We start from the raw sequence: 23,550 nt of genomic DNA on the forward strand, positions 1-23,550 counted from the left end.
TCCTTTCTATTTTTGCAAAGATACGTCGTTGAACAGCGGATACCCGAGGGAATCAAAGGTAAGTCCCTGTACCGATTTGGAAGCTGCCACCGTATACGGGAAGACGTAAATCGGCAGAATGACCGCATTGTCGATGATATAATGCTGAATTTTTTGGTACAGCTCCTCGCGCTTGGCATCGTCCTTCTCGACCCGTCCCTCTTCCAGCCACTTGTCGACTTCCGGACTGGCGAGTCTCGGCAGTGTCGGCCGGCTCTTTGGATCATAGGAATGGTAGAAGGAGTACAGCGCGTTCGGATCGGAGTTGACCTGGCTGTTGCCGTACAAATCATAGTTTCCGTTGGTGTAGACCACAGTGCGGACATCCTTCGTGATCTCGACCTCGACGTCCACGCCGATCTGCTTCAGCTGCTGCTGCACCATGACCGCGATGTCGTTGCGTTTCTCCCGGTTTGGCGTGCCGTCGACGTAGTGCAGAGTCAGTTTCTTCCCGTCCTTGGTCCGGACGCCGTCCGCTCCCTTGACCCATCCCAGCTCGTCAAGCAGCTGATTGGCTTTGGCGATATCCGGTTTGACCGAGTTTTCCAGCGACGGGTCATAACCGAAGGTGCCCGGGGTCAGCGGAGACCAAGCCCGCTCGTACGTGCCCAGGTACAGCGTTTTGACGATGGCGTCCACGTCCACGGCCAGCTGCACCGCCTGCCTTGCCTTCAGCTCGTTCCACGGCGCGCGCTCCTGGTTGAAGAACAACGTGTACGGCAGGCCGAGCGTATTTGCCTGCAGCAGCTGGAAATTCGGATCCTTTTTTAAGGTCAGGATGTTCTGAGGCGGCACCGTCTCGGCGGCCAGCACCTGCTTGCTCTGCACGCTGCCGATCCGAGTGGCCTCCTCGGGTACGATTTTAAAATCGATGCCGTCCAGGTAAGGCGCCCCCGTATTGGTCACGATCTCCGGCGCCCAAGCGTAGTCCGGATTGCGCTCGACCTTGATGTCGGCATTCTCATCCCACTTGACGAATTTGAACGGCCCCGTGCCGACCGGATGCTGCCCCAGCTGATCCCCGTATTGCTTGGCTGCAGTCGGCGACACAATGCCAAGCAGCGCCTGGCTCAGATTGCCCAGAAAAGCCCGTGAAGGCGTCGACAAATTCAGCTTGATCGTGTACTCGTCGATGACCTCGGAGGACTTGTAGGGCTGAAGCAGGGCGGCCGCATTCGCCGCCTTGGTGGCGGGGTCCAGAATCCGGTCGAAGTTGAACTTGACCGCCTCGGCGTTAAACGGCGTTCCGTCCTGGAACTTGACGTCCTTCCGCAGCTTAAACGTGTAGCTAAGCCCATCGTCTGAAATGGTCCATTCCGTCGCCAGCCACGGCTTGATCGTATTGTCCGGCAGCTGAACGACCAGACTGTCGTAGATGGTGCGGATGACGCGGACCGCGACGGCCAGGCCGCTGCGATGCGGGTCCAGCGTATCCGGCGACGTCGCCAGAGCGTAGGTGAGCTCCCCGCCCTTGGCGGATGCTCCCTGTACGGCCGGTGCCGCCCCGCTATCCGTCTGCTCTTGGGAGGCCGTCTGCTTGCCTCCGCAAGCGGACAACAGCATAACCAGGACCAGCAGAGCGGCAGCTGCCGATTTACGCCTGTTTTTCGTATAAAACTTCATCTCTCTCAGACTCCCTTCGATCCAAATATCGTTTGCATGCAGGGTGCAGGGACTCCGCAGATTGGCAGAGACCCCGTCCCGTTTAGGACAGCGCTTTTTGCTTCGTATAGCGGTTCTCCGGCACCGGCAGACCCAGATTTCCCCGCAGCGTATCTCCCTCGTATTCCGTGCGGAACAACCCCCGCTCGCGCAGAATCGGGACCACCAGCTCGACAAAATCGTCCAATCCGCCCGGCACGCCCGATCCGATAATGAAGCCGTCGGCAGCCTCTTCCTCAAACCACTGCTGCACCACATCCGCCACCTTCTCCGGCTTTCCGATAAACACCGTCCGCGGTGTCGCTTCCTGCAGCGCTATTTCACGCAGCGTCAAGTTCTCCTCTTTGGCGCGTCTCTTGATACGGTCGGTCGTGCTGCGGAAGCTGTTCGAGCCAAAGTCACCCAGGTCGGGAAACGGCTCATCCAGCGGGTATTGGGAAAAGTCGTGGTGCTCGAAGTAGCGTCCAAGGTATTCCAAAGCCTTCTCAATCGTCACCAGCCCGGCGATTTCCTGGTATTTGCGCTCGGCTTCCTCTTCCGTGCGGCCCACGATCGGCCCGATGCCCGGAAAGATCAGAATTTCCTCAGGAGCGCGCCCGAGTGCGGCTGCCCGCTGCTTCACGTCCCGGTAAAAGGCCTTGGCCTCCTCGATCGTCTCCGGGCCGGTGAACACGGCGTCCGCCGTTTTCGCCGCCAGGCTGCGGCCACTGTCCGAGGAGCCCGCCTGGAACACAACTGGCTGCCCCTGCCGGGAGCGCGCAATGTTCAGCGGCCCCTGCACAGAGAAGAACTCCCCTTCATGGTTCAGCCGGTGCAATTTGTCCGGATCGAAGAACACCCCGCTCTCCTTATCCCGCACAAAGGCATCATCTTCCCAAGAGTCCCACAGCCCTTTGACCACCTCAAGATACTCTTCCGCGATCCGGTACCGCTCGGAATGGGCCGGATGCGGCCGACCGCCGAAATTCAGCGCGGTCCCCTCCAGTGGTGAAGTCACCACGTTCCATCCTGCGCGCCCGCCGCTGATGTGGTCGATGGAGGCGAACTGCCTGGCGACCGTAAACGGTTCACTGTAAGAGGTCGACAGTGTGCCGACAAGCCCGATCCGGGAAGTGGCTGCGCCGAGTGCGGATAAGATCGTAATCGGCTCAAACCGGTTCAAAAAGTGCGGGATCGACTTTTCGTTGATATACAGGCCGTCGGCAATGAAAACAAAATCGAACTTGCCCTCTTCCGCCTTCTGTGCCTGCTGTGTATAGAACGAAATGTTTACGCTCGCATCCGAAGGAATTTGCGGATGTCTCCAGGCGGTGTGGCTGCTGCCCACGCCGTGTATGGTGGCCCCCAGTCGAAGCTGTCTGTTTTTGCCCATAGTTCACTCACTCCATCTTTTTTTAATTTGGGTTGATGCTTGAAATGACTCCAAAGATGACCCTCGACGGTTTCATTATTATTTTTCCAATGAGTATAGTCGGGATTATTGCTGATACTGTACCATCTATGCCTTTCGGGCGACAATACCGTATTAAAATCTTCTATTCAGGCTTTTTCATTCTCTATAAGGCTTTACACTGCGGGCTTTTCCGGGTATGTGAAAAACCCCGATCCGTGCTTTGGCGGACCGCGGTTCTCAGGGTTGTTTCGGGCAGCTCTGTATTATATGTGGAGTAAAGGGGGTATGAAATAGAGGTCAGACTGCCTGCTCTTCAGCCGGCGTTAATACGGCGTAACGGGTAAGCTCGCTGCGAAGCTCGGTTAAAGTGGATTCCAGACGATCTCTCAGCTCTTCCTTGATCTCGAAACCGCCGTTCTCCAGACGCGTGATCCATCCGTCTACGGCGAATACACCGCCAAGAATATGCGTGCCTCCCAGTGCGGCTACCACCGGCTTCAGGGCATAATCCACGGCCAGAAGATGGGCGATCGTGCCCCCGATAAACAGCGGCAGCACCAGTTTGCCCTGCAGGCCTTTTTGCGGAATGACGTCCAGAATCGTCTTCAGCGCCCCCGAGTAGGAAGCTTTATATACCGGGCTCGCGATAATGACTGCGTCTGCTTCTTCCACGACCGCAATCACCTGCCGGATCACCGGACTGTTGAAATCTGCGCGGAGCAAATCCTCTGCCGGCAAATCCGCCGCCGAGATGAAATCGATCCCGTATCCGGCCAGCGCCAGCCGATCCTCGAAAAACTGGGTCAAAGCGAACAGGCGGGACCCATGCGTCGGGCTCCCCACAATAAATGCTATTTTCGTCATCATCATTCCTCCTCATGGGATGGTGTTGAAACTGCCAACTTCACAAATATCCGGACCCCGTGTACCAGGACATCCTCGTCGAGGTCAAACCGGGGCTGGTGGATCGCATGCACGATTCCCGCTTCCTTGTTCCCGCAGCCGATAAAGGCAAAAGCGCCGGGAACGCGGTCCAGATACCAGCCGAAATCTTCGCCGGCCAGGCTGGGCGGATCGAGGTAGCTCACCTGCTCCTCGCCGAGCACCTGCCGCGCCGCAGCCATGATCCGCCGGACGGCAGCCTCGTCATTCACGACGGCGATGCCCTCGCGCAGCTCCATGGCGTAACTTCCGCCGGACGCTTCCGCGATGGTGGCGGCCAGGCGCCGAAGCCCTTCCGTGATCGCCGCAACGGTTTCCTTCCGGAAGGCCCGGAAGGTCCCTCGCAGCTCGCTGTCGGCTGCAATGACGTTCACGGCCGACCCGGCATGCAGCGTGCCGAAAGCGAGAACGGCCGCTTCCGCGGGATTGACCCGGTTCGCCATCAGGCCGTTCACCTCGGTGACGAACCGCGCCGCCATCTGCAGTGCGTCCACCGCCTGGTGCGGGGCGCTGTGATGACCGGACGCGCCCTGAAACCGGACGGTAAAATGGCTGGAAGCCGCCATCGCTTCGCGCGGATGCACGCCCAGCGTGCCGACGGGCAGCTCCGGCATGACATGCAGCGCGAAGCATTGGTCGACGCCGTCCAGCACACCGTCCTCGATCATGTCGCGGCCGCCCGACAGCAGCCGCCCGTCCAGCGGGCTTCGCAGCGCGCCTTCCTCCGCCGGCTGAAACACGAACCGGATCGTGCCCCGGATCCGGTGCCGGTGCGCCGCCAGCGTCCGTGCCGCGCCGAGAAGCATCGCCGTGTGGGCGTCATGGCCGCAGGCATGCATGACGCCTTCATGGATCGAGCGGTACTCGGCGTCGTTCTCCTCTTGGATCGGAAGGGCATCCATGTCGGCGCGAAGCAGCAGGGTCGGGCCGCTGCCGCCGGTACCGTGCAGCGTTCCGACGACCCCCATGCCAAAGTGCTTGCCGACGCCGCGCCTGACCTCGATCCCCCAGGATTCCAGCAGGCCGGCCACGATGCCCGAGGTGCGGGCCACATCGTACAGCAGCTCAGGATGGCGGTGCAGGTCCCGGCGAATCCGGACGAGCTCCTCGCGGAGCCCTCCGGCAAATTCCATCAGTTCATCCGCCTGTGTCAGCCCGATCATCGTCCGCTCCTTTAAGAACGTCCGGCCGCAGCCTTGGCTCGGGCATACCGGTTCTCCGGAACCGCCAGCCCGAGATTGCCGCGCAGCGTGTCGCTCTCGTATTCGGTCCGGTAAATACCGCGTTCCTGCAGAATCGGTACCACCTGGTCCACGAATTCCTCCAGCCCTTTCGGCACGGCGGCCGTAATCATGAAGCCGTCGGCCCCGCCTTCCTCGTACCACTCCTGAATTCGGTCCGCAACCTGCTCCGCGGTTCCGATAAAATTGCCGCGTGGTGTGGCCGACTGCAGCGCCACCTGCCGGAGCGTCAGGCCTTTTTCCTTGGCATCCTTTTTGATTTTGTCCGTACCGCTCTGGAAGCTGTTCTTGCCGAGATCACCGAGATCCGGGAACGGCTCGTCAAGCGGATACTGGGAAAAGTCGTGATGCTCGAAAAACCGGCCGAGGTAGTTCAGCGCATTTTCGATCGTCACCAGGCTGGCAACCTCCTGATATTTCCGCTCGGCTTCCTCCGGTGTGCTGCCGATAATCGGGCTGATGCCCGGGAAGATCAGCACGTCGTCCGGATTGCGTCCAAAAGAGGCGGCTCGGGTTTTGACATCCTGATAAAAGGCTTTTGCATCCGCCAGCGTTTCGTGCCCCGTAAAGACGGCGTCCGCTTCCTTCGATGCGTAGTTTTTGCCGACCTCGGACGACCCTGCCTGAAAGATAACCGGCTGCCCCTGCTTGGAGCGGGCGATGTTCAGCGGTCCTTTGACCGAGAAAAACTCGCCTTCATGGTTCAAGGTGTGCATTTTCTCCGGATCGAAAAATACCCCGGTTTCCTTGTTCCGCACAAATGCGTCGTCCTCCCACGAATCCCACAGCCCCCGGGCCACTTCAAGAAATTCGGTCGCGATCCGGTAACGCTTATCGTGTTCGGGATGCTCCTTCTTGCTGTAGTTCAGTGCAGACCCTTCCAGCGGGGACGTCACGATGTTCCAGCCGGCGCGCCCGCCGCTGATCATATCGAGCGAAGCGAACTGGCGGGATACGGTAAAGGGCTCGCTGTAGGAGGTGGATAACGTGCCGACAAGCCCGATGTTCTTGCTGACGGACGCGAGCGCGCTCAGAATCGTGATCGGCTCAAAACGGTTCAGAAAATGCGGGATCGATTTTTCGTTAATATACAAGCCGTCCGCGATAAAGATGAGGTCCATCTTCCCTTCCTCGGCTTTTTGGATCCACCGTTTATAAATCTCAAAATTGACGCTGGCGTCGGGCTGGGCATCCGGATGGCGCCACATGGAGGTTCCTCCTCCGACACCGTGCAGCAGCGCGCCGAGTTTCAACTGTCTTTTCTTGGCCATCTCTTCCATCCTCCTTATTTAAAAAGCGACTCTATTATGGATAAAAATTCAGTCCTCCCGCCTGAAAAGGGCTTAGACCAATGCTGCCGCCTGCTTAATGCGCTCGATTTGCCCAAGGTGATTCTCCACGTGCCGGATAAATCCGTTGACCAGATCGGCGACGCTGACGGTTTGACCTCTAGGGTTCACGCCGGTTTTCGCCAGGTCTTCGGGCGTAAGCCGCTGGAGCAGCAGCGTGTTATACGTGAGCAGCGCGTGGAAAGCATCGAGAATGTCCGGCGTGCCGCCCTGATTGGCATACTGGCCGCTGACCCAGTCGTCCTGTTCGAACGCCGGCAGCTGTGCCGTCGTGCCCGCCAGAATGTCGCGGATGCGAAACGAGGTCACGATGCTGTGATCGGTCAGGTGCGAGAGGACCTCCTGCACGCTCCATACTTCCGGCGCCCGCTTCCAGGTCAGCTGCTCCTCGCTCAATCCTTCGATGGCTGCGAGCAGTTGACGGTGTGTGCCGCTGAATTTGTCAATTTGAACCTCGCTCATATGAACGCTCCTTCCAACTGATTAGGATACGGGTGATGTTGGCGTGTCGGCGGGCGATGGATGAAACCGGGACAGGGAGAACGGCGCGATATTGTGCGGACTGTGGCCGTCCAAGATCAGGTCTGCCAGAAGGCTGCCGACCGCGCTCGAAAATTTAAAGCCATGCCCCGAAAATCCGCCCGCTGCCCACACTTGCGGGTGCTCTGGATGCCGGTCAATGATAAAGCCCTCGTCGGGCGACATTTCGTATTTACATACCACTCCCCGCTTCAACCGGCCCGAAGCTCCCGGCATGTAGGCATCCAAGGCGCGCCTCAAGTCGCCTTCGTCCTCGGGGAGCGAGCCAAAGGGTGCCAGCTCCTCGCCCGGCTGCCAGGCATGCCCGGTGTCGTGCCGGCCGATTTTGAGTCCGGCCCCGCCGATGCTCGGAAAGCCGTAATAAGAGCCTTCCGGCGCATTCAGCGTAAACCCGGGGAACCGTCCGTTATCGAAGGCAGGGGTGTTCGTCTCGAACCAGCCCACCGTTTTGCGGACGGCTCGAACCGGAAGGTTCACGAACGGGGACAGCGTGCCGAACCAGGCGCCGGCGCTCAGAACCGCGAACGAAGCATGGTAAGTGCCTTCCTTTGTCGACACCGTGACCCCGTCCTGATGCGCTTCGATGCCCCGGACCTTCGCGTAAGTCAGCAGCTCCGCCCCTTTGGAGAGTGCCAGCTTGCGGTAAGCTCCGACGCAGCGCTCGCTGTGCAGATATCCGGCGGCCGGCTCATACATCGCCTCGAACGAATCCGGCACGCGCAGCTCGGGCCAGCGTCTGCGGATCTCCGCCGCGTCCAGCCACTCGGGATGAATCCCGTGCCGCTTGGCCAGCTCGATCCGCTCCCTGTAGGAATACAGGCCGCTGTCGGCGAGATTCAGCACGCCAGACTGGACGAGCAGCTTCGTCTCGGTCAGGTCCTCGACTTCGTTCCAGAGTCGGTGCGCGCGGATCGCCATTTCCGTGTAAACCGGATCGCCGCTGTAAGCGTGCCGGATCAGGCGCGGTTCCCCGTGGTGACTCCCCTCCTGATGCGGCGGGTCAAACGCATCGATCAGCAGCGTTTTCACTCCGCGGCGCGCCAGGTAATACCCGGCGCTCATGCCGACCGAGCCCGCCCCTACGACAATGACGTCATACCATTTTCCCATGGCTATTTCGACGCACCCCCGTGGCCGAAATGCGCCAGGGCGTCTTCGGCTAACTGCGTAAAAAAGGCGACGCTGACCGGGAGCGCATTCTCATCCAGGTCAAAGGCGGGGTGATGCCATTCCTGCTTGCCGTTCGTCCCCATGAAGACGAACAACCCGGGAACGGCTTGCTGGTAGACGGCAAAATCTTCCCCGGCGGGCGAAGGAACCGGCACGATCGCCCGATATCCCGCCGCCTCGGCCGCGGCTGTGCCAAGCTCGGCCAGAGCAGGGTCGTTGTCCACCGGCGGCGGCCCTTCGATCCAGCGGACTGCGGCCGTGGTGCCGAAAGCTTCTGCCACGCCCCGGACGACCTGCTCGAACCGCGCCAGCACCTGCTCGCGCACCTGCTGGTCAAACGTGCGGATCGTGCCTTCCAGGAGCGCCTGCTCCGGAATAACGTTCCACGCCGTTCCGCTGTGCAGCTTCGTGACGCTGATCACCGCGCTGCTCAGGGAGCTGATGTTTCGGCTCACCACCGACTGCAGCGCCGTAATAATATGCGAAGCCGTCACGATCGGGTCCAGCCCGGCCTCCGGAACGGCCGCATGCGAGCCCTTCCCGGCGACTTCGACGACGAAGCCGTCAGCCGCCGCCATCAGCGGCCCTTCCTTGATGCCGATCGTCCCAACGGGAAGATCGGGCTTGTTGTGCATGCCGAAGATGGCCTGCACTCCTTCCAGCGCGCCGCTGCCGATGACCTGCTTCGCGCCCTTCGCCTTCTCTTCGGCCGGCTGGAAGATCAGCCGGATCGTGCCGCGAAGCCTGTCTTCACGGGCTTTCAGCGCGTACGCCGTCCCGATCAGGGCGGCGGTATGAAAATCATGCCCGCAGGCATGCATTCTGCCTTCAATCTCGGACGCGAACGGCAGTCCCGTCTCTTCCTGAATCGGAAGCGCGTCGATGTCCGCGCGAATCGCGATGATCGGCCCGGGCTGCAGGCCGCCGACCTCGGCCACCACGCCGGTGGCCAGCGGAAGGTCCAGGATCCGGATGCCTGCTTCGCTCAGCCAGCCCCGGATCCGGCGCGTCGTTTCATGCTCCTCGCCGGACAGCTCCGGGAAGCGGTGCAGCTCCCGGCGGATTTCGATCAAGCGGTCCACCCCCGCGGCGGAGGGGATCCGTACAGCATCGCTTGGCATGTCGCCATCCTCCTTTTACTTGTGTCTATGGATACTTAGGCGGATTCAACCAGCAGCCTTCCCCGCTCATGGCCTCAAGCCTCCGCCGGCACCTCGGCCAGCGCTTCCGCCAACAGTTCAAACGAACGGAGACGCTTGTCGAAAGGCTGAATGTTGGTCGTGACGACGAACTCATCGATCCCCGACGCCTGATGAAGCTCAAGCAGCTTCTCGCGGACGGTTTCCTTCGTGCCCTTCAGCACCGAAGGCTCCTGCTCCTCGACCGTATACGGCTCATTGGCCTGGCGGCCGAATTCCTCGGCTTGCTCCAGCGTACCGACCGTCAGCGTACGGCCGCTGGCGAGGTGAATCTTCACCAGCTTGTGGGATCCGGCCAGCTCGGCAGCTTCCTCCACGCTGTCCGCCACGACGACGGACAACGCTACGATGACCTGCGGCCGGGTTCCGTGCGAATCGTCAAATGCGTCCCGGTAGGCACGGATGGCCGCCAGTGCAGTCGCCTCATCCCCGTTGATGAACAGGGAAAATACATAAGGCAGCCCAAGGCTGGCTGCAATCTCTGCGCTGCCTACGCTGGCGCCCAGCACGTACAGCTCGGGAGCCGTCTCCGGCAGCGGCGTAGCGCGCAGCCCGTGCAGCGGATGGTCCGCTTCCAGACGATTGTGGATGTACTTGCCCAGCTCCACGATTTTATCCGTCAAGGAAGCGGAATCCCCGGCTCCGCGCTGAAGTGCCTGTGTGCTCCGCGGCAGCCCGCCGGGCGCGCGGCCGATGCCGAGATCGACCCGGCCCGGCGCCAGGGACGCCAGCACGTTGAAGTTCTCCGCCACCTTATAGGGGCTGTAATGCTGCAGCATCACGCCGCCCGATCCGATGCGGATCGTTTGGGTTTTGGCCAGCAGGTAAGAAATCAGCACCTCCGGCGAAGAGCCGGCCACATGATCGGAGTCGTGATGCTCCGACACCCAGAACCGCCGGAACCCGAGCGCCTCGGATTTCTGGGCCAGCCGTATCGTATGCTCGAACGCCTCCGCTGAAGTCTCTCCGGGATAAACCGGGCTTTGATCCAGAACGCTAATCGTAATGCTCATATGGCTCTCCTCCTAAATGCTGTAGTTCAGTTCCGGCGTAATCCGCTTCAGAAACTGCTTGGTCCGTTCCTCGCGGGGATGGTTGAACAGCTCGGCCGGCGGCCCTTCCTCCACGATGACTCCCCCGTCCATGAACACGACATGGTTCGCCACATCGCGGGCGAAGCCCATTTCATGCGTCACGACGATCATGGTGATGCCTTCCTTGGCAATTTTGCGGATGACCTCCAGCACTTCGCCGACGAGCTCGGGATCCAGCGCCGATGTCGGCTCGTCGAACAGGATAACCTCCGGTTCCAACGCCAGCGCCCGGGCGATGCCGACGCGCTGCTGCTGCCCGCCCGACAGCTGGCTCGGATAGGCGTCCAGCTTGCCCGCCAGCCCGACCTTCTCCAGGAGTGCCGCACTGCGTTTGCGCGCTTCGTCCTTCGGTATTTTTTTGACGATGACGAGTCCCTCCATCACGTTCTCGATCGCCGTCTTATGCTTGAACAGATTGTACTGCTGGAATACCATCGCCGTTTTTTGCCGGAGCGCGTGAATGTCCTTCTTTGCCGCATGCTCCGCGTTCATCCGGAAGTCGCCGATGGCAATCTCTCCGCCGCTCGGCTTCTCCAGGTAGTTCACGCACCGCAGCAGCGTCGTTTTGCCGGAGCCGCTCGGCCCCAGAATGACGACGACTTCCCCTTTGTTCACGGTCAAATCAATCGATTTCAGCACCGGGTTCCGGCCGAAAGACTTGGATATATTCGTGAGCTTGATCATGCCACTCCCCCCCGATTGTACAGATTGATGCGTTTCTCCAGCAGCGCCGTCAGCCTTTCGATCAGAAGCGTCAGCCCCCAGAAAATAGCCGCAGCCGCCAGGTACGCCTCAAAGAACTTCCAGTTGGTCGACGCCACAATTTGCGCTTTGGCGTTAATGTCCACGACGGATACGGTAAAAGCGAGCGTCGAGCCATGCAGCATTCCGATCACCGAGTTCGACAGGTTCGGCAGGCTGACGGCCAGCGCTTGAGGCAGCACGATGCGGCGCAGCGCCTGCGGTGTCGTCATGCCGATGGAATAGGCGGCCTCCAGTTGGCCGCGGTTCACGGCGAGCAGGCCGGAGCGAATCACCTCGGACATATAGGCCCCCGCCGTGATGGAGAAAGAGATGAAGGCAAAGCCGATCATCGGAATGGATGAGGATTTGAAGCCTAGGCCGAGAGCGGCGGATACCGCGTCAACGATGACCGGCAGCCCGAAATAAATGAGCAGCAGGTGCGTGAGCATCGGCGTACCGCGGATGAAGGTCACATAAGCCGTGGCGATCTGGCTGAGCACCGGGACTTTGTAGATGCGCACCACGGCTCCGATCAGCCCGATGATAAAACCGGCCGTCACAGAGACGGCGGTAATGAGAAGGGTGGTTGGTATGGCGGACAGCAGGTGGACAAAGGCGGTCCAAATAAACGTAACGTCGATTTTCACAGCTCAGCGCCTCCTTTTTCCGTTCCGATCCCTGCGACTACGCGCCGGTAGGACCCTTTCTTTTGGATCCGGAAGCCGGTGCGTGCCGACGTATCCGGAAGCTCATGCCGCAAAAGGCGGACTTCCGCGGCTTTGAGCACCTTTTCCAGCGTAAAGCTCACAACCAGGTAGATGAGCGCCAAAGCGATGTAGGACTCGATAAAATGCTGGGTGACCGAACCGAGTGTCTGCGCTTTTCCCGTCATCTCCATCACGCCGAGCGTGAAGGCCAGCGACGTATCTTTCAGCAGGGCGATCACCAGGTTCGAGAATACCGGGACGGCGATCGCCAGCGCCTGGGGCAGAACGATCCGGGTAAACGCCTGACGGCCTGTCATCCCTACGGCATAAGCCGCCTCAAGCTGCCCCCGGTCCACCGCCATGACCGACGCCCGGATCATCTCCGACATGAAGGCCCCGGTGTGAAGACCGTACGTTAGGATGACAAACACGAGCACCGGTGCTTTTGACATGTCGATTCCGATGAGCTTCAGGATCTCCGGCAGTCCGTAGTAGAACAGAAACAGCTGGATCAGAATCGGCGTACCCCGAAAGAACGAGACGTACACCTGGGAGAACGTGCGCAGCGCCGGTATCCGGTACAGCCGGGGAAGGGCGATCAGAAAACCGACAATCATTCCCACCACCAGCGAGCCTGCGACGATCAGCAAAGTGATGCCCAGCGTCGATGCCAGCTTCGGAAAAAAGCTGAACACAAATGAGAAATCGAACGGTGCACCCATATTACAACCTGCCCCCTTCCTGGTTTAATCCGGACTATTTATCCGCCGTAAAGTCGCTTCCGAGCCATTCCTTGCTCAGCTTGCCAAGCGTTCCGTCCTGCTTCAGCTCCTTGATCGCTCCGTCGACCGCATCGGCGAGCTTCTGCTCTTCCGGATCGTCCTTGCGGAAGACGAACAGAATGTCATGCTCGGACAGATCGTCACCAGTGACTTTGAGCTTGCCCTGCGGGTCGATCAGCGGCAGCGAGAAGTCCGCTCCGATTGTCGCGTCCACCCGTCCGGTCGTAATTTGATTCACGGTATCGTTGGCGGCGCCGTTTTGATAGACGATTTGGATTGCATTATCATGTTCCTTGTTGTAGTTCTCGAGAATTTGGGCTTCCGCGCTTGTCGCGCCGGTTAACACTTTTTTGCCCTTCAAGTCGTCCAGCGAGTGGATCGAATCGTTGTCCTTGGCGACGATGATCTTGTTTCTCCAGTGGGCGTACGGCTCTTTGTTAAAAAGATATTTTTCCGTCCGCTCCGGGTTTTTCTCCATTTCATGCGCTACAAAATCGATCTTCTTCGTCTCCAGGCTGAGCAGCAGATTGGAAAATTCCTGCGTCTGGATATCGAACTCGTAGTCCGGCAGGCGCTTGTCGATCTCGCGTACCAGCTCTACGTCGAAGCCGGTCAGCTTTCCGTTCTCATCGATAAAGCAAATTTTCGGAAAGGCCGTGCCTGTGCCTACGACGATTTTTTTGACGGCTCCTCCTGCGGCGTTCGCCGCCGTATCCGCGGACGTTTCCCCGCCCTTCGATCCGGATCCGCACCCGGCAATCACCCCTGCCAGCATGATCCCTGCAACGACTGCTAATGTTTTTCTCACGACCTCATCCCCTTTCATATGGCTCCCATTTTTCCTTGATTGATAATTCCTATAGATTTAGTAAGGATTATGTTGTCACTAACTTTACCGCGATTTGCACAACGCGTCTAATAGAGTTTTTCTATCCGATCATGTAATTCATTAATGGGACGGATGACTGCTTCAAATCCAGCAAAAATTCAAGGATATCCGTGTTCTCGCCGGTGAGCGAAATCAGGTTGGTCTGCAGGGAAACGCCTGCTGTTTCGGTGATGTCCACGGGAACGAGGCTGCCCATCTCCTCCTCCTGCCTTGCGCAGAGGCCGGGAAGAAAGCAGATGCCCGCCCGCTCCAGAACGAGCTTCTTCGCCGTCTCGGAGTTGTCGACCTGATAGACGATGTTCGGCGGCTGATCCAGGCTTTCGAACACCCGGTGAATCCGCAGCCAGTCCAGGGAACCGCACTCGAAAAACACCAGCGTTTCGTGACGGATTTCCCGGATCGACGCCCTGCCGGCCGAGGCGAGACGGTGATCGGGGTAGACATACAGGCGAATGGGGTCTTCGTAAAAAGGATAGGACTGGAATGCCGGATTCATCATTTTGCGAACGAAGGCCAGGTCGAGCTCCCCCGCAGACAGCTTGGCGGCCAGCTCGTCGGTCGGCGCCGTGGTCAGCTTGAATTTGATTTCGGGAAAACGACGGGTCAGTCCCATCAGCAGATGGGGCATCAAATAATTGGATACAGAGACGGTGCTGCCGATCCGCAGTTCGTTGGGCATGGCCCGTTTGGATTGGAGGTGATGCTTGCCCTTCTGGTAAGTCTGGAGAATTTGCTGGGCATAGGGGAGAAACTGCTTGCCTTTTTCCGTCAGATGGATCTGTTTGCCCAGACGGTCGAACAGTCGGCAGTCGAGCTCGCGTTCGAGCGATTGAATGCGCGCGGTGACTGTGGGCTGCGACAGGAACAGGACATCCGCCGCCTTGTTGAAGCTGCCGTAATGGTTGATGTACACAAAAGCCTCAATGTTTTCGATGTTCAAGGTAACACCCCCGAAGTTTTATCACTCACTATTCCAATGAATTTAGGTGGTTTTGAACCTGAAAAAGGGTATAAATTATCCTTATCTTAGGCAGTTGGCAAATTATTGTCAATAAGTTTATTTTCGTAACAGGCTGTTCCTCCAGGTTGAAAAAAGGCCGAAATGACGCCCATTTTCGGGCACGAAGGGAAGTACTCGGGTCTGCTCTAGCGGCCATGGTGAAGCCTGAAAGCTTATAGATTTTTTTAATATCCGAATTAATTATTTTATTTTCCGATGCGAATAGTAGGTATTACCTGCTATACTTAGCTCACACCAAATTACCTGAATCCCTTCCAAAAGGAGTGAAAGCGATGAATCCAGAAGAATTGATCCTCCGGGACGCCAAGGATTCCGAACGCGAATTGATTGCCGAAGTGATGCTGGAATCCTATCAGCAGTATGCCTTTGATATGCCCCAGGAACGGTGGGAGCAGTACCGGGACTCCATCCGGAATTCCGTGTATGGAAATGCCCCCTATGCCCGAATCGTTGCCGAAATCGACGGCCGGATCGTCGGAAGCGTCCAGATGTTCCTCTCCTCGGAAGCCGCTTACGGCAATCCGGAGATGGGGATTCACTCGCCGATCATCCGCCTCCTGGCCGTTCATCCTTCCGCGAGAGGACGCGGGGTGGCCACCGCGCTCATCCGGGAAGCGGCACGCCGTGCGCTGGAGCTTGGAGCCACGACGCTGAACCTCCACACTTCCGACATGATGGCCTCGGCCGTGAAGCTGTATGAGAAGCTCGGGTTCCAGCGGCATTACGAGACCGATACGACTAATGGGGAGACGCTGGTCAAAGGATACCGGATCGACGTTCCCGGTTCCCTGCTGCTTCAGAACGCGGTGTAGCCCTCATCGCTTCCGTACTTCCATAAAAAATACGAAAAGGCGGTCCGGCTGAAGCCGGAACCGCCCTTGCTGCTGTATGCCACTTTTGTCCAACTGAATTTATGTCACAGATCCGTCCAATGCCTCGCGCACCAAAGCGAGCAGATTGGCCTTCTCGGCTTCGGGAATCCATTCTGTCAGCCGGGCCGCCGCTACCGGCAGCCGCCAGGCATCCACATCCGTTTGGCTGAGGCTCCCGCCTCCGAAGTACTGCCGGGTATACTCCTTCACGAGCTCCTCCCTCATCCGGGCAAACTTCTTCACAGCCTCATCCGGCGTGCCGTCGGGCATGGTGCCCATTTGGAGCAGCACCAACGTTCGGGCGACGTCTCCGGCCGGATTGCCGCGCATGCCCGTCATCCAGTCAATGACCCATTCCTTCTCTCCGAGAATGATGTTGTCCGGATGAAAATCCCCATGACACAGCTTCGATCCTTCCGGAAGCTGCATCAGATAGTCAACAATCCGCTCCTTCTCCGCTTCCGCCAAGGAAGGCGCATGCTGAATACGGTTTTTCAGTACCGTCTTCTGCTCCGGCAGACCGTGAATGTCCCGGGCATGCAGCTCCAGATGAAGCCTGGCCATCCGGGCAGCCTCTTCGTGCAGGATGTCCGGATTAACGGAAATGGACTGGAGCATGGTGATGCCGGATGCCAGCTCGTAGACCACCCCGAAGCGGGAGCCGTGCTCCGCAATCCGAACCGGCCGGGGTGTCGTCACTCCCGTGTTATACACTTTCAGGCTGATTTGATATTCCTCTTCCGCCATGCCGCGCGGCATGCCTTCCCGGTACAGCTTCAGCACCTGGCCTGGCTGATAGGACAGAACCTCCGCCGTTCTGCCGGCAGCGACCACCGGACTTCCCCCCATATGTACACAGCTCCTCTCTGCCGCCCTGCTCCCTTTCCCAAAAACTGATGAACATGGGCCGCTTGCAGGTCCATTGTACCTTATCCCCTACAGAGATGGATACGGGGATTTTGCACTTCGCCGTATTCGTGCTCCCATCAGCAGCAGACGTAATAAAAACGTCTATCGACGTACTTTCAAAGAAGACAGACCGCGTATAGAGGAAGTTTCTCTTGCGAGATCAGGAAGCAGAAGCTCCGAAACTTATACTTTCTGATCTCTTCAAAAAAGCCGCCAGGGCGGCAGTATACTCTCCGCAGCCCGAGCGGCTTGCTTACATCCATCTTCTCCTTCATCCCGTGAGGATGAAGGGAAATCAGGTCAGGTTTATCCTTCCTGTAGACGTTCCACATTCACCGTCTGGGTGTCGGTAGGCCGGGTGCCGACCTGAACCGTGGCCACTCCGTTGTCCACGTCCACCTTTTCGATCCATACCGGTACCCCTTCCAGGTTTACGGGAATGGTGTCCTTTGCTTGATAAATATCTAGCGCGCGCTGAGCATCCATGTTGGTTTCAGCCTCCTTTGTAATAGAATCATAAGCTATCATTGTGCGCAGAACCTAGCATTCTTCGCTAGAGGCCTGCTGCTCTTCTGCGTCTTTTACTTTGAAAATCTTAATTGCTTGTACATTTCAGCATGCCCGGGCTATCAGCCTTCCTCGGGATCTCCCTCTTGCGCGGGACCGATCATGCCCGGCTCAACGACGATTGTGTCGGTCGTGCTCGCCCCGATGTAGCCGTTGTCTGCCGTAATGTTGCCGCCGCCCAGTCCCTCATTGACCATCCGGTCGATATCGAGCATATGGGTATCCAACGATATATCCTCACCCGGCGAGGTTACGTTATGCCAGTTGACGTTGTCCGCATCGATATAATCCGAAGATTCGATCGCGTCTCTGGCCGCCTCGTAATTTTCGAGCGCTTCCAGCGTCAGCTCCTTGTCGTCGTCCGGGTCCTGTCTTCTGTCCTTCAACCTTGCTCCCTCCTCGCTACAGCATGCATGTGGTCATGGGTTCAATATGCCCTGCAGGCGGCCAAACCATTCATTTTTTCCCTGCCCAAATCGGCGGCGGGCCTTATAGAAACGGGATATTTTCCCCATACTAGTAGGAAAAAGCGTTAAAGGAGCGATAACTATGCATACCGTCTGGAAGGGAGCGATCAGCTTCGGCCTGGTCCACGTCCCGGTGAAAATGTTCTCCGCTACGGAGGACAAAGATATTTCCATGAGGTACGTCCATAAAGAGTGCGGCAGCCCCCTCTCCTACGTCCGCAAATGCCCGGTCTGTGACGAGGAAGTGGGCTGGGAAGAAATCGCAAAGGGCTATGAATACGAGAAAGGAAAGTTCGTTTTGTTTGAAAAAGAGGAGCTCGAGCAAATTACCGAGCAGGCCAACAAGGCGATTGCCATCCTCGACTTTGTCGATCTGTCCGAAATCGATCCGATCTACTTCCAGAAGACGTATTATCTCGCTCCGGATCAGGCCGGGGGCAACGCTTACCAGCTGCTGAAAGAGGCGATGCAGCAGAGCGGCAAGATCGGGATCGCCAAAATCTCCATCCGCTCCAAGAGCAGCCTTGCGGCGATCCGCGTGCTGGATGAGTGCCTTGCGATCGAAACGATGTTCTACCCGGACGAAATCCGCCCGGTTTCCCAAGTGCCGAACCTTCCGGAAAATATCCAGGTCAACGATAAGGAGCTTGGCATGGCGCAAATGCTGATTGAGCAGCTCTCCACGCCGTTTGAGCCGAAAAAATACGGGGACGACTACCGCGAACGCCTGCTCGATCTGATCGAGCACAAGGTGGCCGGCGAAGAGATCAAGATCGCTCCGGCGAAGCAGGAGACGAATGTCATCGACTTGATGGCCGCCCTGCAGGCCAGCATCGAAGCGGCCAAGCCGGTGGCGACCGACCCGGGTCCGGCCAAGAAGACCGCCAAGGGCAAAGCCAAAGCCAAGCCGGCGGAACCTGCCGCCGCTGCCGGCGAAGGGCCCAAGCCGAAACGCCGCAAGACGGCCAAGAAAAACGAAACCGTCTCGTAACGGTTAGATCGGAGGATCATCGATGCCGCTTACCCCGATCGTCCCTTTCGAACCCATCATGACAGACGTCCTCCCTTCCGGAGAGCAGTGGATCGCCCAGATCAAATGGGACGGTGTCCGCATGATCACCTATTACGACGGCGGGGAGGTCCAGCTTGTGAACCGCAAGGGGAACAACCGGACGCGTCAGTATCCAGAGCTGCTGGATATCGCTTCTTACTGCCGTGCCGATTCGGTCATTCTGGACGGCGAAATCATCGCCCTGGTAGACGGAGTGCCTTCCTTTCATCAGGTCATGAAACGGGACAGCCTTCGCGTAGAGCAGCAAATCAAAGCCCGCGTCCAGCAAGTGCCGATCGTCTATATGATCTTCGACATCCTGTATTATAACGGCGAATGGGTAACGGGACGGCCGCTGCGCGAGCGGCAGCAGCTTCTAGCGGAAACCGTGATCCCCAGCGGGCACGTCCAGCTTGTGCCGAGCTATACGGACATCCCGCTGCTGCATGACGTGTCGGTCCAGCACCGGCTTGAAGGCATCGTTGTCAAAGACGTTAACAGCGTCTATGCCCTGGGCGGCAAGGACAAGCGGTGGCAGAAGCGGAAGAACATCCAGGACGTGAACGCCGTGGTCGGCGGGGTGACGTTCCGGGACGGCATCGTGAATGCACTGCTGCTCGGCCTGTACGCCGAGGACGGGAGGCTGGTCTATATCGGCCATGCCGGAACGGGCAAGCTGAAGGTGGCCGACTGGCGCAGCATCACCGAGCGGGTCGCGGATATGGCGGTGAAGGACCGTCCCTTCGTCAACCAGCCGGAGCGGCACAAAGGGGCGGTATGGATCCGTCCCGAGTGGGTGGTCAAGGTGAATTTCCTGGAATGGACGCCCGGCGGCACCCTGCGCCAGCCCAGTATTCAGGCGTTTGTCGATGTTTCTCCCGTGGACTGCCGGCTGGATCCGTAGCTTCCAAAGGATCACGGCGAGGATCTATGGCCGTGACTTTCCATCATGCAGCTCAGAAATGGCATCCCGCCTAAAATGATTGGAGGTATCCGTATGCCGCGAACCGTGAAAGGCACGATTTCGATCGAGGGACAAGACATTCCCATTACCAATCCCGATAAGCCGCTGTGGCCGGAAATGGGCATTACCAAGGCCATTTATTTGCAAAAGCTCGCGGCGCTCGCTCCTTATTTGCTGAAGTACTGCCGGAACCGGCTGCTCACGACGATCCGCTATCCGCATGGGGTGCCTGGCGAATTTTTTTATCAAAAAAATGCTCCGGAGCCGCTCCCTCCCTACGTCCAGACGGCCGAGAAGGACGGGATCAATTACATCCTGCTGAACGGCCTGCCCGAGCTGCTGTGGCTGGGCAACCTGGCCGCGCTGGAGTTTCACCCGTCCCTCCATTACGCAGGGAGCACGCTGCCCTGTGAATGGATGATTGACCTCGACCCGTCGCGGGAGGTCGAACCGCGGATCATGGAGGCCGCGTCCATCGTCGGCAAGGTGCTGCGCTCGCTCGGACTGCAGTCGGTGCCGAAGACGTCCGGGGCGACGGGTATTCAGATCATCGTGCCGATCAATGAAGGGATCACGTTCGACGAGCTGCGCACCGTCGGGCATTTCGTCGGCATGTTCGTGACGGAGAAGCACCCGGAACTGTTCACCCTGGAGCGGCTCAAGAAAAACCGCGGCGATAAAATCTACTTCGATTACCTCCAGCACTATCAAGGGAAAACACTCGCCGCTCCTTACACCCCCCGGGCACGTCCAGGCGCGACGGTGTCAACCCCGCTGCACTGGGAGGAAGTGGACAGCAACGTTGCCCCGACCGATTTTCACCTGCTTAACATCGAGGAGCGGCTTGCCCGCCACGGCGACCTGATCGCCGCGCTCGCCCCGCAGCCAATCGAGCAGGTGATCCGCCATTTAAGCGCAGCAAAGCCCGGAAGGTAATCTTCCGGGCTCTGCTGCATTTCACGGGTCAGTCCAGCTTCGCTGCCCCGCTAATGGATATCTTTTTTCTTGAAACGGCCGCCCTTAACGTCATGGATATTACCAACCGCAAGGAAGGCATCCGGATCCCAATCACCGACGATGGCCTTCAGCTTGGCCTCTTCCAGACGGGTGATGACCACGAAGATCACTTTCTTGCTGTCTCCGGAGTAGGCTCCTTCCCCTTCCAAATACGTGACGCCGCGTCCCAGGCGCTGGGTGAGGGCATCGCCGATGTCCTTGTATTTCTCACTGATGATCCATACCGATTTGGACTGGTCGATCCCTTCGTTGGTGATATCAATCACTTTAAAGGCGATAAAGTAGGCGATCAGCGAATACATCGCGTTATTCCAACCGAATACGAAGCCCGCACTCGTCAGGATAAAGAAGTTGATGAACATGATGATCTCCCCGACGGAGAACGGCGTCTTTTTGTTGATGAGAATCGCGACGATTTCGCTGCCGTCCGTGGAACCCCCTGCCCGGATGACCAGGCCGACGCCCGCACCGAGAATCACGCCACCGAAGATGGCTGCCAGCAGCGGATCGAACGTAATGGGTTTAACGGGTTCCAGCAGCGCGGTGCCAATCGACATCACCAGGACGGCTGCCAGCGTGGAGAAGGCAAACGTCTTGCCAATTTGCTTGTAACCCAGAAACAAGAAAGGAATATTGAGAACCGTAAGAAAAATGCCGAGCGGCAGATGAAAAAGGTGGGACAGCATAATGGAAATGCCGGTAATCCCGCCGTCAATGATGTTATTGTTTACGAGGAATACTTCCAGTGCAACAGAGACCAATCCGGCTCCGATCAGCATGACCAGGATGCGCATGAACACTCTGGCTTTCGAGGTCGGCGCCTTGAGCGGCTGCAAATCCTGCGGCAGGTTTGGCCTATCCGTGGATTGCGGGTTTGAAGGTACAGCCATCGAATCCCCCCGATTCTATAGATTGTTGTAGCATAAAGGGACATGAAACGCCCGGGTAGCATCGTGTACAGCCTAAGAAATCTGGACTTCCGTGATTATTCCCTTACTTTATTATATCATAGTTTTTAGCTGTATATTATCAGGATGGGAGTTTTTCTGTCATGAAATCCTTATTATTATTTATAGCGGCCGGGCTGGCCGAGATCGGCGGCGGTTACCTGGTATGGCTGTGGATCAAGGACGCGAAGCCCTGGTGGTTCGGCGCGGCGGGCAGCCTGCTCCTGATCCTGTACGGGATCATTCCCACCCTGCAGAATTATCCTTCCTTCGGCCGGGTTTATGCCGCATACGGGGGCATTTTTATCGTCCTTGCCCTGCTGTGGGGCTGGTGGATCGACAAAAACACGCCCGACGTCTACGACTGGATCGGAGCGGCTCTGTGCATGGCCGGCGTATCCGTCATTCTTTGGGCTCCACGGCACTAGGCTCGGCAGCAGCAGATTCAGGACCGCGCGGTCATAGCAGCGGGGACAGCATCCGGCACAGCACTTCCGCCAGCTTATGCCGAAACGGCCGGGCCTGAAACTCCTCGGTTACGATTTGATGGCTCTGGCTCATATCTTCCTTGAAATCTTTCACCAGCCGGTCGATCGAGGACTGCTCGAACAGCGCTGCCGTCAGCTCAAAGTTGCAGAAAAAGCTTCGCATGTCCATATTAGCGGTACCTACCGAGGCCATCAGATCGTCGACGATCATGACCTTGGCATGAATGAAGCCTTTCTGATATTCATAGAACTTCACTCCGGCCAGCAGCAGGTCTTCAACATAAGAGAGCGAAGCGAGATGCACCAGCCTGGAATCGGCTTTCAACGGAATGATGATCCGCACGTCCACTCCGCTGACCGCAGCGGTTTTGAGTCCTTCATAGATGCCCTGATCGGGAATAAAGTAGGGCGAGGTGATCCAGATCCTTTTTTTCGCGACCGTAATCGCGCCAAAGCACATCTCCTGAATGGCGTTCCAATCCTGATCGGGTCCGCTGCTGACGATTTGAACCTGTTCATCGGCTTCGCATTGATGCTTGGGAAACAGCGCAGGGTCCGACAACCGCTCGCCTGAAGCGAGCTTCCAGTCGCTCAAAAACACATTTTGCAAAAAATAAACGGCATCTCCCTCGATCTCCAGGTGCGTGTCGCGCCAATATCCCATTTTCTGATATTTCCCCAAATAGTCATCGCCGACATTCAGCCCGCCGACAAAGCCTTTGGTTCCATCGACGACAATAATTTTGCGGTGGTTGCGGTAGTTGATCCTGCGGTCGATCATGGCCAGAAGCGGCGGCAGGAAGAAGTGGAACTCCACGCCCGCTTCCTTCAGCTCCTGGATGAACCCGCGCCTGCGGCCAAGCCTGTAGCTTCCAAAACCGTCGCAGAGCAGCCTCACCTTGACCCCGGCTTTCGCCTTCCGGACCATGATGTCCTTGAACCGGTTCCCGATATCGTCGTCCCGGAAAATATAAAATTGAATATGTAAGTGATCTTCTGCTTTGTCCATGGCGGCGAGCATCGCGCCAAAGGTTTCCTCCCCGTCGGTCAGCACCCTGCTCTTGTTGCAGCCGGTAATCGGGCTCTCGGACAGATGGGACAGCAAATTAAACAAGCGCTCCTGATGCTGAAAATCCTTGCTGTGCATATCCCCGGCACGCTTTACCAAGGACGCCTGACTCCATATCAAGGGACGGATCTCTTGAAACAGGCGCGAACCCTGCGTACGGACCTTCTTCCTCGCTTTATAGTCCTGGGCCACAAAATAATAGACCACAAAGCCGATCAACGGGCAGCAAAACAATATAAACAGCCAGGCGACCGTCTTGTAAGGATTGCGGAATTCCAGAAGCAGAATCGTTGCCGTTTGAAAAATAAAAACGAGTAGTGCGATAAGCAGCCACAGCATACGTCAGCCTCCTTGCGGGTCAAAAGCAATCTGTATGTTCAGGATTGACCACTTTCAACCTGCTTTATTCAGTATTTACCCGGATCAG

The 23,550-nt window shown here is 57.9% G+C and carries 24 protein-coding genes; 5 read left to right on the top strand and 19 right to left on the bottom strand.

The features are described 5' to 3' along the window. Positions 1–6 precede the first annotated feature (6 nt). The 14 genes from K2F33_RS02270 to K2F33_RS02335 form a co-directional block, all read right to left on the bottom strand. Complete coding sequence (locus K2F33_RS02270; RefSeq protein ID WP_263880910.1) at positions 7–1,662, bottom strand: ABC transporter substrate-binding protein; 1,656 nt, start codon at positions 1,660–1,662, stop codon at positions 7–9. Positions 1,663–1,744: 82 nt separating this feature from the next. After that, positions 1,745–3,073, bottom strand: coding sequence for an LLM class flavin-dependent oxidoreductase (locus K2F33_RS02275; RefSeq protein ID WP_263880911.1), 1,329 nt, complete (start codon positions 3,071–3,073; stop codon positions 1,745–1,747). A 318-nt stretch (positions 3,074–3,391) separates the two neighbouring features. After that, entirely contained in the window at positions 3,392–3,958 is a 567-nt protein-coding gene (gene ssuE, locus K2F33_RS02280) for an NADPH-dependent FMN reductase (protein WP_263880912.1), read from the bottom strand. 2 nt (positions 3,959–3,960) lie between these two features. After that, the gene (locus tag K2F33_RS02285; RefSeq protein WP_263880913.1) at positions 3,961–5,199 is read right to left on the bottom strand and encodes a M20 metallopeptidase family protein; all 1,239 of its coding nucleotides are present in this window, start codon (positions 5,197–5,199) and stop codon (positions 3,961–3,963) included. An 11-nt stretch (positions 5,200–5,210) separates the two neighbouring features. After that, on the bottom strand, positions 5,211–6,548 hold the full coding sequence (locus K2F33_RS02290) for an LLM class flavin-dependent oxidoreductase (protein WP_076174974.1): 1,338 nt from the start codon (positions 6,546–6,548) through the stop codon (positions 5,211–5,213). 72 nt (positions 6,549–6,620) lie between these two features. Beyond that, positions 6,621–7,088, bottom strand: a complete 468-nt coding sequence (locus K2F33_RS02295) for a DinB family protein (RefSeq protein WP_076174977.1) — start codon at positions 7,086–7,088, stop codon at positions 6,621–6,623. Between the two features lie 21 nt (positions 7,089–7,109). Further along, a complete protein-coding gene (solA, locus tag K2F33_RS02300) occupies positions 7,110–8,276 on the bottom strand; it encodes an N-methyl-L-tryptophan oxidase (RefSeq protein WP_089549932.1) in 1,167 nt (388 codons plus the stop codon). A gap of 2 nt (positions 8,277–8,278) precedes the next feature. After that, on the bottom strand, positions 8,279–9,457 hold the full coding sequence (locus K2F33_RS02305) for a M20 peptidase aminoacylase family protein (protein WP_212982401.1): 1,179 nt from the start codon (positions 9,455–9,457) through the stop codon (positions 8,279–8,281). Positions 9,458–9,531: 74 nt separating this feature from the next. Beyond that, complete coding sequence (locus K2F33_RS02310) at positions 9,532–10,548, bottom strand: LLM class flavin-dependent oxidoreductase (protein ID WP_212982399.1); 1,017 nt, start codon at positions 10,546–10,548, stop codon at positions 9,532–9,534. Between the two features lie 12 nt (positions 10,549–10,560). Continuing rightward, complete coding sequence (locus K2F33_RS02315) at positions 10,561–11,313, bottom strand: amino acid ABC transporter ATP-binding protein (RefSeq protein ID WP_076174987.1); 753 nt, start codon at positions 11,311–11,313, stop codon at positions 10,561–10,563. After that, on the bottom strand, positions 11,310–12,020 hold the full coding sequence (locus K2F33_RS02320) for an amino acid ABC transporter permease (RefSeq protein WP_076174989.1): 711 nt from the start codon (positions 12,018–12,020) through the stop codon (positions 11,310–11,312). The genes K2F33_RS02315 and K2F33_RS02320 overlap by 4 nt, the downstream gene beginning before the upstream one ends. Further along, positions 12,017–12,802, bottom strand: coding sequence for an amino acid ABC transporter permease (locus tag K2F33_RS02325; RefSeq protein ID WP_263880914.1), 786 nt, complete (start codon positions 12,800–12,802; stop codon positions 12,017–12,019). Before K2F33_RS02325 ends, K2F33_RS02320 begins: the two co-directional genes overlap by 4 nt. Positions 12,803–12,836: 34 nt before the next feature. Then, the gene (locus K2F33_RS02330; RefSeq protein WP_076174995.1) at positions 12,837–13,688 is read right to left on the bottom strand and encodes a transporter substrate-binding domain-containing protein; all 852 of its coding nucleotides are present in this window, start codon (positions 13,686–13,688) and stop codon (positions 12,837–12,839) included. 103 nt (positions 13,689–13,791) lie between these two features. Further along, a complete protein-coding gene (locus K2F33_RS02335; RefSeq protein WP_076174998.1) occupies positions 13,792–14,691 on the bottom strand; it encodes a LysR family transcriptional regulator in 900 nt (299 codons plus the stop codon). Between the two features lie 353 nt (positions 14,692–15,044). Here K2F33_RS02335 and K2F33_RS02340 point away from each other — a divergent pair, with 353 nt between their 5' ends. Next, positions 15,045–15,584 carry a GNAT family N-acetyltransferase gene (locus K2F33_RS02340; protein WP_105442066.1) on the top strand — a complete coding sequence of 180 codons (540 nt, stop codon included), beginning with the start codon at positions 15,045–15,047 and terminating at the stop codon, positions 15,582–15,584. A gap of 99 nt (positions 15,585–15,683) precedes the next feature. On the opposite strand, the gene K2F33_RS02345 is transcribed toward K2F33_RS02340, so the two are convergent. The 3 genes from K2F33_RS02345 to K2F33_RS02355 all read right to left on the bottom strand — a co-directional run bounded on the left by K2F33_RS02345 (position 15,684) and on the right by K2F33_RS02355 (position 17,506). Further along, on the bottom strand, positions 15,684–16,493 hold the full coding sequence (locus K2F33_RS02345) for a phosphotransferase family protein (protein ID WP_263880915.1): 810 nt from the start codon (positions 16,491–16,493) through the stop codon (positions 15,684–15,686). 366 nt (positions 16,494–16,859) lie between these two features. Further along, positions 16,860–17,039 (bottom strand): H-type small acid-soluble spore protein, encoded by a 180-nt coding sequence (locus tag K2F33_RS02350; protein ID WP_076175007.1) that lies wholly within the window; start codon positions 17,037–17,039, stop codon positions 16,860–16,862. Between the two features lie 143 nt (positions 17,040–17,182). After that, on the bottom strand, positions 17,183–17,506 hold the full coding sequence (locus K2F33_RS02355) for a hypothetical protein (RefSeq protein WP_263880916.1): 324 nt from the start codon (positions 17,504–17,506) through the stop codon (positions 17,183–17,185). A gap of 163 nt (positions 17,507–17,669) precedes the next feature. On the opposite strand from K2F33_RS02355, the gene K2F33_RS02360 reads away from it, so the two are divergent. From K2F33_RS02360 to ligD, 3 genes are all read left to right on the top strand, one after another. Further along, entirely contained in the window at positions 17,670–18,578 is a 909-nt protein-coding gene (locus K2F33_RS02360; RefSeq protein ID WP_076175011.1) for a non-homologous end joining protein Ku, read from the top strand. Positions 18,579–18,600: 22 nt separating this feature from the next. After that, positions 18,601–19,542, top strand: coding sequence for an ATP-dependent DNA ligase (locus tag K2F33_RS02365; protein WP_263880917.1), 942 nt, complete (start codon positions 18,601–18,603; stop codon positions 19,540–19,542). A gap of 93 nt (positions 19,543–19,635) precedes the next feature. Further along, a complete protein-coding gene (gene ligD, locus K2F33_RS02370; RefSeq protein ID WP_089549926.1) occupies positions 19,636–20,538 on the top strand; it encodes a non-homologous end-joining DNA ligase in 903 nt (300 codons plus the stop codon). A 50-nt stretch (positions 20,539–20,588) separates the two neighbouring features. Here the strand turns inward: ligD and K2F33_RS02375 are convergent, their stop codons facing one another. Next, positions 20,589–21,413 carry a YitT family protein gene (locus tag K2F33_RS02375; protein ID WP_240913448.1) on the bottom strand — a complete coding sequence of 275 codons (825 nt, stop codon included), beginning with the start codon at positions 21,411–21,413 and terminating at the stop codon, positions 20,589–20,591. A gap of 257 nt (positions 21,414–21,670) precedes the next feature. On the opposite strand from K2F33_RS02375, the gene K2F33_RS02380 reads away from it, so the two are divergent. Then, positions 21,671–21,994: a YnfA family protein gene (locus K2F33_RS02380; protein ID WP_076175017.1), complete on the top strand. Its 324-nt coding sequence runs from the start codon at positions 21,671–21,673 to the stop codon at positions 21,992–21,994. 31 nt (positions 21,995–22,025) lie between these two features. Here K2F33_RS02380 and cls read toward each other — a convergent pair whose 3' ends face one another. Continuing rightward, positions 22,026–23,462 carry a cardiolipin synthase gene (gene cls, locus K2F33_RS02385; protein WP_263880918.1) on the bottom strand — a complete coding sequence of 479 codons (1,437 nt, stop codon included), beginning with the start codon at positions 23,460–23,462 and terminating at the stop codon, positions 22,026–22,028. Positions 23,463–23,550 lie beyond the last annotated feature (88 nt).

It is taken from the genome of Paenibacillus sp. PSB04 (assembly GCF_025809195.1).
Lineage (GTDB): Bacteria > Bacillota > Bacilli > Paenibacillales > Paenibacillaceae > Paenibacillus_AQ > Paenibacillus_AQ favisporus.